Source organism: Idiomarina loihiensis (assembly GCF_024584785.1).
GTDB lineage: Bacteria > Pseudomonadota > Gammaproteobacteria > Enterobacterales > Alteromonadaceae > Pseudidiomarina > Pseudidiomarina fusca.
In genome coordinates, this window is record NZ_CP074112.1 from 26,557 (window position 1) to 41,446 (window position 14,890).

The window sequence follows — 14,890 nt, forward strand, 5'->3', positions numbered from 1 at the left end:
GTTAAAAAAATGGTCGGTACATATACCAGAAAGTAATCGGCGGTGCAATTTTATTTAAACAAAAGTTAACTTTTTGCACTGCTGCTAACAGGTATCACCGGCAAGGTTGTTGTCGCGGTGATTTCGCTCGGGCTGATATGGCACCCCAATGCGTAAAATTCAACTCCTATTTTTGCCGCCTCAATACACATCTGCGCGTAGTTTGGATCAAGCTGGCTAGCTGCCGTGACCTGTTCGATAGCGCTATGCAAGACCACGTAGAGCACTACCGCCCGATGACCATCGTTAACCATATCCATCAAACTGCGTAAATGTTGCGTTGCCCGTTGGCTAACAGTATCGGGAAAATAGCCCTGATTATGCTCAGCTAAGGTGACACTTTTTACTTCAATAAAGACTTTTTGCGCATGTTTATCCAGACCCAGCCAGTCAATGCGGCGGTTGTCGTAACCATATTTCTGCTCCGCTTGCAGTTCGTGTAACCCCTCCAGTTGCGGAATCACGCCATCAGCTAAAGCCTCGCCAGCAATCTTGTTGGCTTGCTGGGTATTCACGCAGATCATGTGACCGGCGCTGCTTTGGGCGAGTTCCCAAGTGTAGCGATATTTACGTTTAGGATTATCCGAGGCGCTCATCCATACCCGCATGCCGGGTTCGGCACAACCGGTCATGGCACCAGTGTTTGGGCAGTGAATGGTAAAGGCTCTACCATCGGCAGTCTCCACATCTGCTAGGAAGCGTTGGTAACGTTTAGTTAAGGTTGCCGGCTTAAGTACCTTGATAAACTTCATTGTCAGCCCCATCTTGCTCAAGTACGATAGACACCATCTAAACACGCAAACATACTGGGAGCCACATCGCATGTCTAGCACAGTACCTGTCTTTTTAGAATCCGCAAGCACCACCACTACAGGCGGTTGGAAGGCTTCTGCCGCGGTCATCATGAATGAACGCGGCGCCGTGATCTCGTTAACTGGCAATGAAGCTAACGATTTACGTAAAATTCAGCGGGCCGGCCGCCAATTAGATAATCTTGGAATCAATGCTGTTAGCTTGCGGGGTGACAACTGGAACTTAGAGCAGCAATGGGCTTTCGCTAAAGGCTTTACGGACACTCTTAGCAAAAATAAGATCACGTGGGCCAACCATGAGCAGCAACTTAATTTATTACAGAAGCATGCAAATTGGGTGCGAGAGTTAATTAATTTACCGCCCGAGGCCATCTATCCTGAGGCCCTTGCCCAACGTGTGGCTGATAAACTTACCGAGTTGGCACCAGCAGCTATTAGTGTCCGCAAAGTGGTTGGCGATGAGTTATTGGCTGAGCAACGTATGGGTATTCATACGGTGGGTAGAGCTAGCGTCAAGCCACCGGTGATGCTGGTGGTAGACTACAACCCAAGCAAGGACCCAAAAGCTGAGGTAGACACAGTATTGATTGGTAAAGGGATCACCTTTGATAGCGGTGGCCTAAGTATTAAGTCTAGCGAAGGCATGTTAGCAATGAAGTGCGACATGGGTGGCGCGGCAACCGTAGCAGGTGCTTTAGGATATGCCATTGAACAGGGCCTAAACAAACGAGTGCAATTGGTGTTGTGTTGTGCGGAAAACCTGATTGATGGGCGCGCCTATAAGTTAGGTGACATCATTACTTATAAAAATGGCACCACAGTAGAGATTGTCAACACTGATGCCGAAGGACGTTTGGTGCTAGCCGATGGCCTTATTTATGCGGCTGAAGTTAATGCCAAGCATATCATTGACGCAGCCACGTTAACGGGCGCAGCGCAGGTTGCTGTTGGTACTGAGTACAATGCGTTATTTAGTGTTGATGATGACTACGCTCAGCAGGCGCTAGACTCAGCTGCGGCTAATCAAGAATTACTCTGGCGTTTGCCGTTGCAACCATGGCATCGTGATAATTGCCCATCCGCTTTTGCAGATACCGCCAATAGCCGTCCGCAAAAAGGTGGTGGTGCTGGTGGCGCAAGTAATGCCGCTGGCTTTTTATTGCGTTTTGCGCCGAATGAAGGTGCGGGTTGGCTGCATTTTGACATTGCTGCGGCGTATCATGGTAGTGCTAATGGAATGTGTGCGGCGGGCGCCACCGCGCTGGGCTTCCGTACTATTGCGGCCACCTTGTTAAACTGATTTGTAAGCGTAAATGACCACAGAGCAGTTGCCGGTACAAGCTTTAATTGAACCTTTGGTAAAGTTGTTACCGGCGGCTCGAGTTGTCATCGAAGCCCCGCCAGGGGCGGGCAAGTCGACACTGTTGCCACTGGCGTTGTTGCAGCAGCCTAGTCTCGCTCAGCAACGCATTTTAATGTTGCAACCGCGGCGGCTAGCAACCCTTGCCATTGCAACCTATCTGGCTCGACAGCTGGATGAACCCGTGGGGCAAACGGTAGGTTACCACATTCGCGGCGAGGCTCGCTTTAACCAACACACTCGGTTGCTCATTGTTACCGAGGGTATGTTTACTCAATACCTGCAACAAGACCCGGAGCTAGCCGGGGTGGGTATGGTGATTTTTGACGAGTTTCATGAGCGGAATTTGGCGAGTGACTTGGGCCTAGCAATGTTGCAAGAAAGCCTCCTATTGCGACCTGACTTAAGTGTACTGGTGATGTCGGCCACGTTACCAGCAGAGCCGATTGCGGCTTGGCTTAGCGAAGCTGGGGTAGATTGCCAGATTCTTCGCAGTGAAGGGCGTCAGTATCCCATCAGCATTCATTATCGACCACCTCCTGCCAGTAGCCGTTGGCAGCAGCATTTACCTCAAGTTATCCAAGAAGCATGCCAAGTAGCACAACAAGATGTGCTGGTATTTGTGCCTGGGCTTGCTGATATTCAGTATGTTACGCGCTCCTTGAATGAGCAGTTGCAGGAGCAGTGGCAAGTTTATCCACTACACCGGCAAGTAGCGCCGGCAGCACAGCGTGACGTCTTACGAGGGCGCCAAGGCGAAGGTAAACGGCGAATTATCTTAGCGACAAATATTGCTGAAACCAGTGTGACCATTCCTGGGGTAGATGTAGTGGTGGATAGCGGTCGTGAGCGCCAAGCTCTTTATTATCCCCAACATGGCGTTAGTCGCTTAGTCACCCGGCGGATTAGCAAGGCTTCTGCTACGCAGCGAGCTGGCCGTGCTGGACGAACGGCGGCCGGGGTTTGTTTTAGAGTGTGGGCTGAAGCAGATCAGCATGGCTTGCGTGATTATCAAGTGCCAGAACTTGAAACCGCAGATTTAACCTCGCTGCTACTAGAGTGCAAGCGATGGGGCAGTGAGCCTGCCCAACTGCGCTTCTTTACCCCTCCGTCGGCAGCCAATTTAGCCGCTGCGCAGCAAGCATTGGTTAACTTGCAGGCCGTGCAAGAGAACGGACGTTTAACCGCGCTCGGTCAACAGCTAAGTGAGTTGGGGAGTGACCCGCGTTTAGCGCGAATCATAGCTCATGCACAATCACAATCAGCCAGCTACCGGGCGACAGTGGCCTATTTAATCGCGCAACTGGAGCAGCTACCGCGTCAACCGCAGCAGTTTCCGCAGCCGCTGGCTCAATTCAATAGCGCCCAACAACAACGCTATCAGTATTGGTTAAAACGCTTAGGAATAACTGCTAGTGAGCGCCTACTTCCGCCCAGTGCGTTTGCAGAAATATTGCTGTGGGGCTTTGCTGATCGAGTGGGCTTACAGCGAGCTAAGAGTGATCGATATCTACTAGCCTATGGCGGTGGTGCCAGTTTTCATCATCAAGACTTACGTCAACCTAGCCGCTGGCTGTTAGTACTGACAGTCAACTTCAGCGAAGGCCAAGCGGATGCTATTATTGGTGCTGCGCTAGAATTAACTGAGGCAGATTTAACGCATCCAGCGTTAACCATCAGTAGTTACGATGAAACCACGTGGAGTGGGCCGAGCAAGCGCTTACAAACGACTCGTTGGCAGCAGTTGGGAGCGATTAAGTTTAATCCGCAACCAGTAGCTCAGCTGCCTAGTGCGGAGCAACGGATACAGGCATTACGCGACTATGTACAGCAACAGGGATTGGCTGTGTTGGGTTGGAGTGCTAGCTGTCAGCAATGGCTGGCGCGAGCACGGCTCTTAGAACAGCATTTACCAGCGGCCCAGCAAGCCCAGTGGCCGAGTTTTTCTGAGGCTTATTTACTAACTAGCTTAGCTGACTGGGCGAGTCCCTATTGGCAAGATATTACCAGTTTGCAGCAGCTAACCCAGTGGCGTCCACTTACGGCTTTGCAAGCTCGGTTGAACTACTCTCAGCAGCAACTCTTACAGCAAGCTTGTCCCAGTCAATTGCGCTTGCCTAGCGGCCGTGAACAAACGATTGACTATACCCAGGCAACGCCACTGATAGCGGTTAAATTACAAGAAATGTTTGGTGAACCAGTGTCACCAACACTGTGCTTCGGACAAGTCACCCTTACCATAGATTTACTCTCTCCGGCGGGCAGATTGTTGCAACGAACCGCCGATTTAGCTAGCTTTTGGAATGACGCATATACTGCGGTAAAAAAAGAAATGAAAGGCCGCTATCCCAAACATCCATGGCCAGATCAGCCACACTTAGCCATGGCGACACATAAAACAAAGAGACACCTTGAATGACCCGTACCAGAGCTGTATTTAGGTATTTACTCATCACTGGGTTAAAGCTGGCATTGATCGGACTAGTACTGGTAGCGGGCTACCTCATTTATCTTGATGCTTCGTTAACCAAGCGTTTTAGCTCTAATCGCTTTCAAGCCCCGGCACTGGTTTATGCTCGCAGTTTAGAGCTGGTGCCAGGGAGCACTATTGCAGCCCCGACTGTGATTGCTGAGTTGGAGCGCTTGAGTTATCAACGGGTAACGCAGATCACCGATTCAGGGCAATATCAGCAAAGCGGTAGTAGCCTGACCATCTATCGGCGTCCGTTTGACTTTGCTGATGGTCCGGCAATGGCGCGGCGAGTGCGACTTGAATTTGCAGCAGGCGGCATCCGTGGGATTCAGAGTTTACCCGATGGCCGAGCACTGAATAGGTTTCGCCTAGAAGCACCGCTACTCGGGCGTTTAGCTGGTGGCAGTGATGAAGATCGGTTGTTGGTAGGGTTAGAGTTGGTGCCAAACTTACTGATTGAAACTCTCCTGTTAGTTGAAGACCGAGATTTTTATCATCATGCTGGTATCTCAGTCTCTTCGATTGCGCGTGCAGCGGTAGCCAATCTGATAGCGATGCGGACGGTACAAGGTGGCAGCACACTCACTCAGCAGCTGGTTAAAAATTTATACTTAACCCGCGAGCGTAGTTTGTGGCGCAAAGCAAATGAAGCGCTGATGGCGCTTATTATTGATTATCGCTTTAGTAAAAATGAAATCTTAGAAACCTATTTGAATGAGGTTTATTTTGGGCAAGACCGAGGCTCGGCGATTCATGGAATTGGCTTAGCCAGTCGCCTGTATTTTGGTAAACAAGTTCAAGAACTAACAGCTTCCGATATCGCGTTATTGGTTGGAGTCATTAAAGGTCCTTCTTATTATGACCCAAGGCGCTATCCAGAACGAGCGCTAGAGCGCCGAGATATGATCCTCCAATTAATGCTTGAGCATAATTTGCTAGACCCCAACAGCTATCAGATGGCAGTAGCAGCTAAGCTGATGCCAACTGGTTCAGGACAATTAGTTAAGGCCAGACTGCCTCATTATTTAGAACGCGTTCAGCAAGAACTGAGCCAAATTGCGTTACCTCATAATTGGCAGCAACAGGGTTTGCGAGTGTTCACTTACTTTGACCCCAATGCACAGCAAGCGGCTGAACAAGCACTGCAACAGCAACTGGCACAGGTCAGTAAAGATCCACTATTGCAAGGAGCTGTGGTGGTGGTTAACCATCAGCAAGCGGGGATAGCTGCGGTGGTGGGGGATCGGCAGCCTCGAGCGGTAGGATTTAACCGCGCCCTAAATGCGATGCGTCCTGTCGGTTCCCTGGTTAAACCACTGATTTATGCTGCCGCGTTTGAGCATCAAGGTCTAGAACTAGGGCAAGTGATTCGCGATGAGCCGATTGTGGTGCCACGTCAAGGACAAGCCGATTGGCAACCACAAAACTATGACGAAACTTTTTTGGGTGATTTATCGGTTTATGATGCCTTGGTGCAATCACGTAATGTGCCCGCCGTAAAGCTAGCTCAACAAGTAGGTATTAAGCAATTGGTGGCGATGTTGCAGGCAACCGGTGTGGACACCCCAATACCTGAGGTACCTGCCCTAGCGTTGGGGTCGGTGGCACTGTCGCCGCTGCAAGTGAGTGAAATCTATGCCATGTTGGCGCAGTCAGGCAAACATCGACCGGTGGCCGCGATTGCCGCTATGACGGATCACCAAGGGTTGAATTTATACCAACGTTCGCCGCAAACAGCCCAACAGGTGTTCAGTGCTGAGGTTGGCTATTTAATCAATTATGGTCTGCGGGGGGTGATCAACGAAGGCACCGGCAAAACCTTAGCGCAGCTTGTTGGTTCGCAACAGCTCGCTGGTAAAAGCGGTACTACCAATGATTATCGTGATAGTTGGTTTGTCGCCTACGATCAGCAGCATGTGTTTAGTGTCTGGGTAGGGCGAGATGATAATCAGCCGGTAGGACTTACAGGTAGTCGAGGCGCGTTACCTGTGGTAGCAGCCTTATTACAGCAATTTAAACCACAACCGCTGCAGTTAGAGATGCCAGCTACAGTGACTGTGGTGAATTTTCATCGCCAGCTTGGGGTGCCAATTCCCGACGATTGTGAGGCTGGCTTACGCGTACCTGCGCGCTTTAAAACAATGCCGGAAGACCAAGGGTGTTCCGGCACAGTAGAAAAGAAAAGCTGGTGGCAACGCTTATTTTAATTCAGCGAAAGCGACCTTAGCGGCTGCTAGTGTGGCCTCGATATCAGCGTCCGTGTGAGCTGCTGACATGAAACCAGCCTCAAACGCTGATGGCGCTAAGTAAACACCTTGGCGCAACATACTATGGTAGAACTTGCGGAAATGCTCAATGTTGCATTCGGTAGCTTGCTGGTAACTTGTTACTTGCGCTTCTTTGCTAAAGAAAAAGCCAAACATCGAGCCAGCGCGGTTGGTGGTAAATGGAATACCAGCCTCGTCAGCTAAGGCTTGCAAGCCATTCACTAATTGTTCAACTTTGGCTGTTAACCCAGGATACAGCTGTTCGTCATCCAATTGGTTTAAGGCAGCTAAGCCGGCCGCCATAGCCACTGGGTTGCCTGATAAGGTGCCAGCTTGGTAGACGGGACCAACAGGAGCAATGTAATCCATGATTTCACGTTTACCGCCAAAGGCACCTACTGGCATGCCACCGCCAATAACCTTACCTAGGGTGGTTAAATCTGGGATAACTTGGTAGTACTCTTGCGCACCGCCACGAGCCACACGGAAGCCTGTCATTACTTCATCAAAAATCAGCACGCTACCGTATTGATCACAGATCTCACGTAAGCCTTCAAGAAAACCTGGTACCGGTGGAATGCAGTTCATGTTGCCGGCTACGGGCTCAACGATGATGGTTGCGATTTGGTCGCCAACTTCGGCGAAAATCTGTTTCACCGAAGCTAAATCATTGTAGGTTACCGTTAAGGTATGCTTAGCAAAGTCCTCAGGGATCCCAGGTGAGTTAGGTACGCCCAGCGTTAATGCACCCGAGCCAGCTTTCACTAATAACGCGTCAGCATGACCGTGATAACAGCCTTCAAATTTCAAGATTTTATCGCGACCAGTATAACCACGGGCTAAACGAATAGCTGTCATGGTAGCTTCGGTACCGGAATTCACCATGCGCACCTTCTCAATCGATGGCACGATTTGCTTGATGCGCTCAGCCATAGTGATTTCGTTAGGGGTAGGGGTGCCAAAACTTAAACCACGATCGACAGCAGCATGAGTCGCTTCGCGAATTGCAGTGTTGTTATGGCCAAGAATCATCGGCCCCCAAGAGCCCACATAATCAATGTATTTGTTGCCATCAGCATCAAACATATAGGCGCCATCGGCACTTTCAATAAAGATTGGAGAGCCACCTACGCCATTAAAGGCACGTACCGGCGAGTTCACGCCACCGGGAATACTTTGTTGAGCTTGAGCAAATAATTCATCAGAACGAGACATGAGTTTCCTCTTATTTAACAGCTAATAGCGAATTAGTACGAGTTGCGTTTATCGCTGTACCAATTCACCTCGCAATCGTATTTTTCAACCTGCTCGGCTACCCCTAGCGTTAGTGCAAAGAGCGCCATACGAATCAGCACGCCGTTGTCCGCTTGGCGGAAAATAGCAAGGTTAGGATGTTGATTTAAATCGTTATCTAGTTCGTTTGCTTCTGCGCGTGAATCGCGCGGCAAAGGATGCATGATAACGGTATTAGGTTTGTAGTGCTTGGTATAGATTTCGCTATTTAAACGAAACTTACCGCGATATTGATCAGCCTCTTGAGGCGTAGTAAACCGCTCTTGCTGAATCCGGGTTTGATAAACAATATCAGCATCTGAACTACCACTGACTTGATCCGTGATAGTGACACGGTGACCGGCTTGGTCTAACACGGCTAACACACTATCAGGCATGGCCAATTCTTGGGGCGAAATCAAGGTGAAACGAATATTTTTATAGAGTGCGAGTAAGCGTGACAGCGAGTGCACGGTGCGCCCGTATTTTAAATCACCCATCATGCAAATATGCATCCCATCAATAAGATGACCATGGTAAGCCAGCTCTTTTTTAATAGTGTAGAGATCTAGCAAGGCTTGGGTAGGATGCTCGTTGGCTCCATCACCGCCGTTGATAACAGGCACCCGACTGCCTTGCGCAAACTCGGCAACAGAACCTGATTTAGGATGGCGCATGGCAATCACATCGCTGTAACTACTCAGCACTCGGGCGGTATCGTATAAAGATTCGCCTTTGGCCAGCGCTGAGCTTTCCATACCAGTGGTTTCACGAACTTCACCACCGAGCAGGTTAAACGCAGTACCAAAACTCACCCTAGTACGGGTTGAAGCTTCAAAAAATAAATTACCTAAGATGGCACCATCGAGAACTTTGGTACGTTTTTGCCTACGTGCGTATGGCTGCATGCGATCGGCCGTGGCAAAAATCTGCTGAATACTGTCGAGGTCAAACTGCTCGACTGAAAGGATATTAGAACCGGTAAAATTCATGATGGGTAGCCCTGCAGTGAAGGTAAACACTGGAGGGCTACTCTAGCAGATTTTGTGGTTAAAAAGAATGCTGGAGCGCTTAAAAGGGCTTCATCACCGCCAAAATAATAATGGCAAACAGAGCTAACACGGGCACTTCGTTAAAAACCCGATAAAAGCGATGGCTGCGAGTGTTCCGTTGGTGTTTAAAGTCAGCCAAAATCTTAAAACAGTAGCCATGGTAAACGTACAGTAAGGTAACGATCACGAGCTTAACGTGTAACCATCCCGAAGCTTTGAGCCAAGCACCACCATAAATCCACATCAACCATAAGCCAAAAATCAGCGTTAACAATGCAAATGGCGTGACAAAATAAAGCAACCGTCGTTCCATAATCTTAAACTGCTGATTAACCTCTTCAGAGGTATTCTGGGCATGATAGACGAAGAGGCGCGGCAGATAAAAAATGCCAGCAAACCAAGCCACCATAAAGGCAATGTGTAGTGCTTTAATGAGTAAAATAGACATCTAATCCTCGTTCAACTGCGATGATTTTTGGTTGCGCCACAAGCGCGGCCTGCGTAGCATGGCGAAGTTCCATCATAAGAAGTGTCACTATGAAAGAGAAGCAGAATATTATTATTGCCAGCCTTTTGCACCGATTTGGCGGTTGGTTGGTGCTAGCTGTGGTCCTTGGCCTTGGCGTTGCGGCTGGTTATTGGGGCGGCAATTGGCATCTAGTGCAGTTACAGCAGCAACTACAACAACAGCAAACAACCATAGCTGAGCTCTATGAACGCACCGAACGGTTTGATTATCAGCAACATATTGCACAAGTAGAATTGGGCATTGAGCAGGCTGCCAGTAAAGGTCTGCAGCAAGAACTGTTGATGGCGCAAGACGAGAACTTTGCGCTTCGGCGTGAGTTAGCCTTTTATCAAAAAATTATGGCACCTGAATTAGAGGCCAGTGGGGTGATGGTTGATTCGTTTGAATTACAGCCTAACCGCAGCCCCGGCCATTTTCATTTCAGGCTCGCCCTTGTACAAATGGACCGTCTACGTAATTTAACCAAAGGCTCAATTGAAATTAGATTAAGTGGACGCCTTCAAGATCAAGCACAGAGTTACGACCTATTGGAACTGGCGCACGTGGAAGCTAAAGACCGCCAATTCAGCATGCGCTACTTTACCGTTCAAGCCGGCGATTTCGTGGTGCCCGAGGGCTTTCTTCCCGAACGGATTGATGTGGTGGTGAACGTTAGCGGTAGCAAACAAAACTTAAGTCGTAGCTTTTATTGGGCCGACTTGTTGGCTGCGCGACCAACGGCTAGCAAAGCTGGCGATAGCAGCGACAATACTTGACCCTTTTACTCAGGTAAGCGAAAATAGCGGTCAGAATTTCTAAGAGGTACACAACATCATGAGTGACACAGCAGCAATGCCTATTCAGTTCACTGAATCTGCGGCCAACAAAGTAAAGAAACTTATTGCTGAAGAAGAAAATCCAGCCTTAAAATTGCGCGTCTATGTAACTGGTGGTGGTTGCTCTGGTTTCCAGTACGGTTTTACCTTTGATGAAAAGAGCAATCCTGGTGATACTGAAATCGAACGTAACGGTGTGACCTTAGTGGTTGATCCTATGAGTCTGCAGTATTTAGTTGGTGGTGTGGTTAATTATGAAGAAGGCTTGCAGGGCGCGCGATTCTTCGTTGATAACCCAAATGCGACCACTACCTGTGGTTGTGGGTCAAGTTTCTCCATCTGAGGATGAGATACACCTCGCTTTGCGGTAAGATGTTGCGACATTTTACAGGCGAGGTGTGTTATGAGTTCATACGCAAACCATATTGCGACCGTCCAAGCACGATTTGATGCAGCTTTAACTGCAACAGGTTTCGATTCGGTATTGATTTATGCGGGCCAACCGCGTGTAGCATTTCTTGACGACAATGCTGCTCCCTACAAAGTTAATCCTCTGTTCAAATACTGGATACCCGTACTAGAAAGTCCTAAAAGCGCGATTTATTACAAAGTGGGTGAAAAGCCAGTCGTGTTTTTATTTCAACCACGTGATTTTTGGCATGCTCAAGCTGAAGTTCCTCATGAAGAGTGGCAACAGCACGTTGAGTTAGTCGTGATTGATGAGCAAGAAAAAATGACGGCTTGGCTAGGCGACAAATTAGCAGCGGCCGCTTTCATTGGTGAGGATTTTGCTGAGCCAGTGGCAAGTTGGCAGGTAAAGGCACGTAACCCTCAAGCTTTGATCGATCATTTACACTTCCACCGTGCTATTAAAACCAGCTGGGAAATCGAGAATATGCGAGCAGCCAATAAATTGGCAGCTACCGCTCACTTAGCCGCTCGTGATGCATTTTTTGCTGGCGCCAGTGAGTTAGAAATTCATCATGCCTATCTAGCTGCGATTGCCGCCCGCGAAACCCAGTTGCCATACAATAGTATTGTGGCTCTGAACGAGCATGGAGCGATCTTACATTACGATATGTATCAAACAAAAGCCCCCGCACAAGCGCGCTCATTCCTGATTGATGCTGGCGCCCTCTATAAAGGCTACTGTGCTGATATTACCCGAACCTATGCCCGTGAGAGCGGCTTCTTTGCGGATCTGATTGCCGCGATGGATGATGCACAGCAAGCCTTGCTGAGTGAAATTAAACCGGGTATTAGCTATTACCAACTTCACGTATCTCAACACTTAAAGATTGCCCAAGTATTAAGTGAGTTTGGCTTTGTGAAAGGCTCAGCTGAAAGTATTTACGAGCAAGGTTATAGCAGTGCTTTCTTCCCGCATGGGTTGGGCCACTTTATCGGCCTACAAGTGCATGATGTCGGCGGTTTCTTAGCCAATGATCGTGGTGATGCTATTGCTCGTGATCCACGCCATCCGTTTTTACGCTTACTACGTGAAGTAGAGGCTGGCCAAGTATTTACAATTGAACCGGGTTTATACGTGGTCGATCAGTTGCTGGAAGCCCATGCTGGTAACAACGACTTTAATTGGCAGCGGATTGACGAGCTACGCCCATACGGCGGCGTGCGCATTGAAGATAGCATTGTTGTTGGCGAAGACGGCAATAACGAAAACCTAACTCGTGATGCTTTCGCTAGCTTAGCTAACCATTAAGGTAAGAAGAGACCGCCCAAAATAGTTGGGCGGCTAGCACCGGTAACAGCTGGGAGATTTCCCGGCTGTTTTTTTAGGTAGCAACGAGCTAACCAAGCAAAAGCCATAGCCTCTACATGTTGAGGGTTTACTCCTAACACAGCTGTCGAGTGCCAATGACACTGAGGTAAAGCGGCGGTTAGGGCACTCATTAGTAACGGGTTGTAAGCTCCCCCACCACAAACAAATAAGGTTTCTGGTAAGTTCGGCAGCCAGCTGTTTATTGCTTGGGCGACGGAGCGTGCGGTTAACTCAATCAGGGTTGCTTGCACATCGGCAGGCTTGAATTCAGATAATTGTCGTCCTGTTAACTGCGCCCGCGTAGCTAACCACGTGAGATTAAAATCGTCACGGCCGGTGCTTTTCGGTGGTTGCTTGGCAAAATAGTCATCAGCCAAACAGTGATCCAGTAAATCCTGCTGAACCTTGCCTTGGGCGGCAAAAGCGCCATGGCGATCAAAGCTATCAGGAGCCTCTGGATGGCAACGTCTAAACCAGCCATCAAGTAGTGTATTTGCTGGCCCCGTATCAAAGCCCATGACCCCATTAGCAGGGCCTGGCAGCCAAGTTACGTTGGCTATACCCCCCAAATTTAATATCGCCCGCGGTTGCTCAGAACTACTGAACAAAGCCTGATGAAATGCTGGTACTAAAGGAGCACCTTGCCCGCCTAAGGCAATATCTTTACGTCTAAAATCAGCAACCACGGGAATACCAGTTAACGCAGCTAAGGTATTAGCATCACCCAGTTGTAAGGTGTAACTTGGTTGTGCGGAGGGAGCATGACGCACGGTTTGTCCGTGACTGCCGATAGCGCAAATATCAGTGTGTGCTAGTTGCAGGTCAGCGAGAAATTGGTTTACGGCGGCTGCGCAGAATTCAGCGAAGGCTCTATCGGCAAGGGCATAGTGATGTAATTCATCGGCTAGTGCCTGCGGTTGACACAATAAGCTTAAACGTTCAACAAGCTCTTTTGGCAGTGGGCATTGGCGATGATGTAGAAGCTCAATCTGGTGCTCCTCAAAAGCCACCACGACCATGTCTAGGCCATCCATACTGGTACCTGACATAAGCCCAAGATAAAGATCTGCGGCCATTAGCGCATCGCCAAATAGAACCGCTTATTATCATTAAGTATGGCCAATCGCTCACCCACCAGATTCTTGAAGATAGGCAATTCATTCTTAGCCAAGGATTCCGCTTGAGGGAATTTGACTGTACGCGGATTGCGGTGCACACCATCGACCAAAAACTCATAGTGTAAATGAGCACCAGTAACACGGCCGGTAGCACCTACACGACCAATCAATTCACCCTGTTTGACGCGCTGCCCGGTTTTCACCAAGCGTTTGCTTAGATGTAGGTACTTGGTGACATAGCGTTCACCATGCTGAATAAATACATAGTGACCGTTGAGATTGTTGTAGGCACTGGCAATAACTTTACCATCCCCCGAGGACATCACCGGAGTACCGGTAGCTGCAGCATAATCAATCCCATTGTGGGCACGAACTTGGCCTGTGACTGGATGCAGTCGGCGTGGATTAAAGTTAGAGCTGATGTAATTGAATTTTACCGGCGAGCGTAAAAAGGATTTACGCATGGCGCGCCCTTCGGCGGTGTAATATTGGCCATTATCGTGTAGAAAGGCTTGAAAATGTTGGCCGCGGTTTACGAACTCGGCCGCCAAGACTCGGCCAAAACCAACAAAATCACCATCAACGTAGTTCTTTTCGAACAAAATACTGAATTCATCGCCGGCGCGGATATCTAGCGCAAAATCGATGTCCCAACCAAACATGTCAGCAATACTCATAATCTGGCCATCGGTAAGGCCGGCGTCTATACCTGCGTTCCAGAAGCTGCTAGAAATGGTCGCGTGGGCAAAGCTGGTTCTAACCTCAACACTTTTGCTCTCGATGCTACTTACATAGCCTTGCTCTTGCTGGGTGACAACTAAGGTATCGGTTTCGTTTAACTGGTAAGCAATTTGCACCAACTGATCTTGACTATCGCGGGCAAACCGCACGGTATCACCCGGGTGTAAATTAGTCAGGATTTTGGCGGCTTGTTGATCTTGGGTGACCCGATACAATTGCTGTGGGCTTAGTCCCATACGATCAAAAATACGCGCTAAACTATCACCGCTACGCACTTCATAACCGCTCCAACGAATATCGTCGTAGCTAGGAGCTACGTTGCTACTCGCTTCATTTAGCTGTAACTGCAATGGATAACGCTGGCCGAGAATCAACTCTGCTTGGCCTAGTTGGGGCTCACTGACATGCCGCGAAGCCGTGGCCGGCTCTGAGGGTAATAGCATAGCTAGCAGGGTTACACCGCCAGCAACGGATAGCATAACTTGATGACGCCTAGGCAGGCGCGCAAGCAGGGCTGTGATTCGCTTTGCAAGTGATGTCATAGAGTCTCGAACTGTTAGCGCAATTTTATTTTTGTCAATCATTATCGGCAGAATAATACGAAGAGCGACGTTTTTCCAGCTACTTTACGG

General features: G+C 49.0%; 12 protein-coding genes. 6 read left to right on the plus strand and 6 right to left on the minus strand.

Annotated features, from left to right (window positions below; genetic code table 11):
* Positions 1 to 65 precede the first annotated feature (65 nt).
* Positions 66 to 791: a DNA/RNA nuclease SfsA gene (gene sfsA, locus KGF88_RS00145; RefSeq protein ID WP_153826802.1), complete on the minus strand. Its 726-nt coding sequence runs from the start codon at positions 789 to 791 to the stop codon at positions 66 to 68.
* A gap of 70 nt (positions 792 to 861) precedes the next feature.
* Between sfsA and pepB the strand changes: the two genes are divergently transcribed.
* From pepB to mrcB, 3 genes are read left to right on the plus strand one after another with little or no spacing between them, the layout of a single operon-like run.
* Positions 862 to 2,151 carry an aminopeptidase PepB gene (gene pepB / locus KGF88_RS00150; RefSeq protein ID WP_153826801.1) on the plus strand — a complete coding sequence of 430 codons (1,290 nt, stop codon included), beginning with the start codon at positions 862 to 864 and terminating at the stop codon, positions 2,149 to 2,151.
* 13 nt (positions 2,152 to 2,164) lie between these two features.
* The gene (gene hrpB / locus KGF88_RS00155) at positions 2,165 to 4,630 is read left to right on the plus strand and encodes an ATP-dependent helicase HrpB (RefSeq protein ID WP_153826800.1); all 2,466 of its coding nucleotides are present in this window, start codon (positions 2,165 to 2,167) and stop codon (positions 4,628 to 4,630) included.
* Positions 4,627 to 6,891, plus strand: coding sequence for a penicillin-binding protein 1B (gene mrcB / locus KGF88_RS00160; RefSeq protein WP_153826799.1), 2,265 nt, complete (start codon positions 4,627 to 4,629; stop codon positions 6,889 to 6,891). The genes hrpB and mrcB overlap by 4 nt, the downstream gene beginning before the upstream one ends.
* On the opposite strand, the gene hemL is transcribed toward mrcB, so the two are convergent.
* From hemL to KGF88_RS00175, 3 genes are all read right to left on the minus strand, one after another.
* A complete protein-coding gene (hemL, locus tag KGF88_RS00165) occupies positions 6,883 to 8,166 on the minus strand; it encodes a glutamate-1-semialdehyde 2,1-aminomutase (protein ID WP_153826798.1) in 1,284 nt (427 codons plus the stop codon). The two genes, mrcB and hemL, sit on opposite strands and share 9 nt — an antisense overlap.
* 32 nt (positions 8,167 to 8,198) lie before the next feature.
* Positions 8,199 to 9,215 (minus strand): aspartate carbamoyltransferase, encoded by a 1,017-nt coding sequence (locus KGF88_RS00170; RefSeq protein ID WP_110075882.1) that lies wholly within the window; start codon positions 9,213 to 9,215, stop codon positions 8,199 to 8,201.
* Positions 9,216 to 9,294: 79 nt separating this feature from the next.
* Positions 9,295 to 9,723 carry a CopD family protein gene (locus KGF88_RS00175; RefSeq protein ID WP_110075881.1) on the minus strand — a complete coding sequence of 143 codons (429 nt, stop codon included), beginning with the start codon at positions 9,721 to 9,723 and terminating at the stop codon, positions 9,295 to 9,297.
* Between the two features lie 89 nt (positions 9,724 to 9,812).
* On the opposite strand from KGF88_RS00175, the gene KGF88_RS00180 reads away from it, so the two are divergent.
* Genes KGF88_RS00180 through pepQ form a run of 3 tightly spaced genes read left to right on the plus strand, consistent with a single transcriptional unit; the run spans position 9,813 to position 12,339 of the window.
* The gene (locus tag KGF88_RS00180) at positions 9,813 to 10,559 is read left to right on the plus strand and encodes a DUF6776 family protein (protein WP_153826797.1); all 747 of its coding nucleotides are present in this window, start codon (positions 9,813 to 9,815) and stop codon (positions 10,557 to 10,559) included.
* Positions 10,560 to 10,617: 58 nt separating this feature from the next.
* Entirely contained in the window at positions 10,618 to 10,962 is a 345-nt protein-coding gene (gene erpA, locus KGF88_RS00185; RefSeq protein WP_153826796.1) for an iron-sulfur cluster insertion protein ErpA, read from the plus strand.
* Positions 10,963 to 11,022: 60 nt separating this feature from the next.
* Positions 11,023 to 12,339, plus strand: coding sequence for a Xaa-Pro dipeptidase (pepQ, locus tag KGF88_RS00190; protein WP_153826795.1), 1,317 nt, complete (start codon positions 11,023 to 11,025; stop codon positions 12,337 to 12,339).
* On the opposite strand, the gene KGF88_RS00195 is transcribed toward pepQ, so the two are convergent.
* A complete protein-coding gene (locus KGF88_RS00195; RefSeq protein ID WP_153826794.1) occupies positions 12,336 to 13,475 on the minus strand; it encodes an anhydro-N-acetylmuramic acid kinase in 1,140 nt (379 codons plus the stop codon). The genes pepQ and KGF88_RS00195 overlap by 4 nt on opposite strands.
* Positions 13,475 to 14,779, minus strand: coding sequence for a peptidoglycan DD-metalloendopeptidase family protein (locus KGF88_RS00200; RefSeq protein WP_375152909.1), 1,305 nt, complete (start codon positions 14,777 to 14,779; stop codon positions 13,475 to 13,477). The genes KGF88_RS00195 and KGF88_RS00200 overlap by 1 nt, the downstream gene beginning before the upstream one ends.
* Between the last annotated feature and the right edge of the window lie 111 nt (positions 14,780 to 14,890).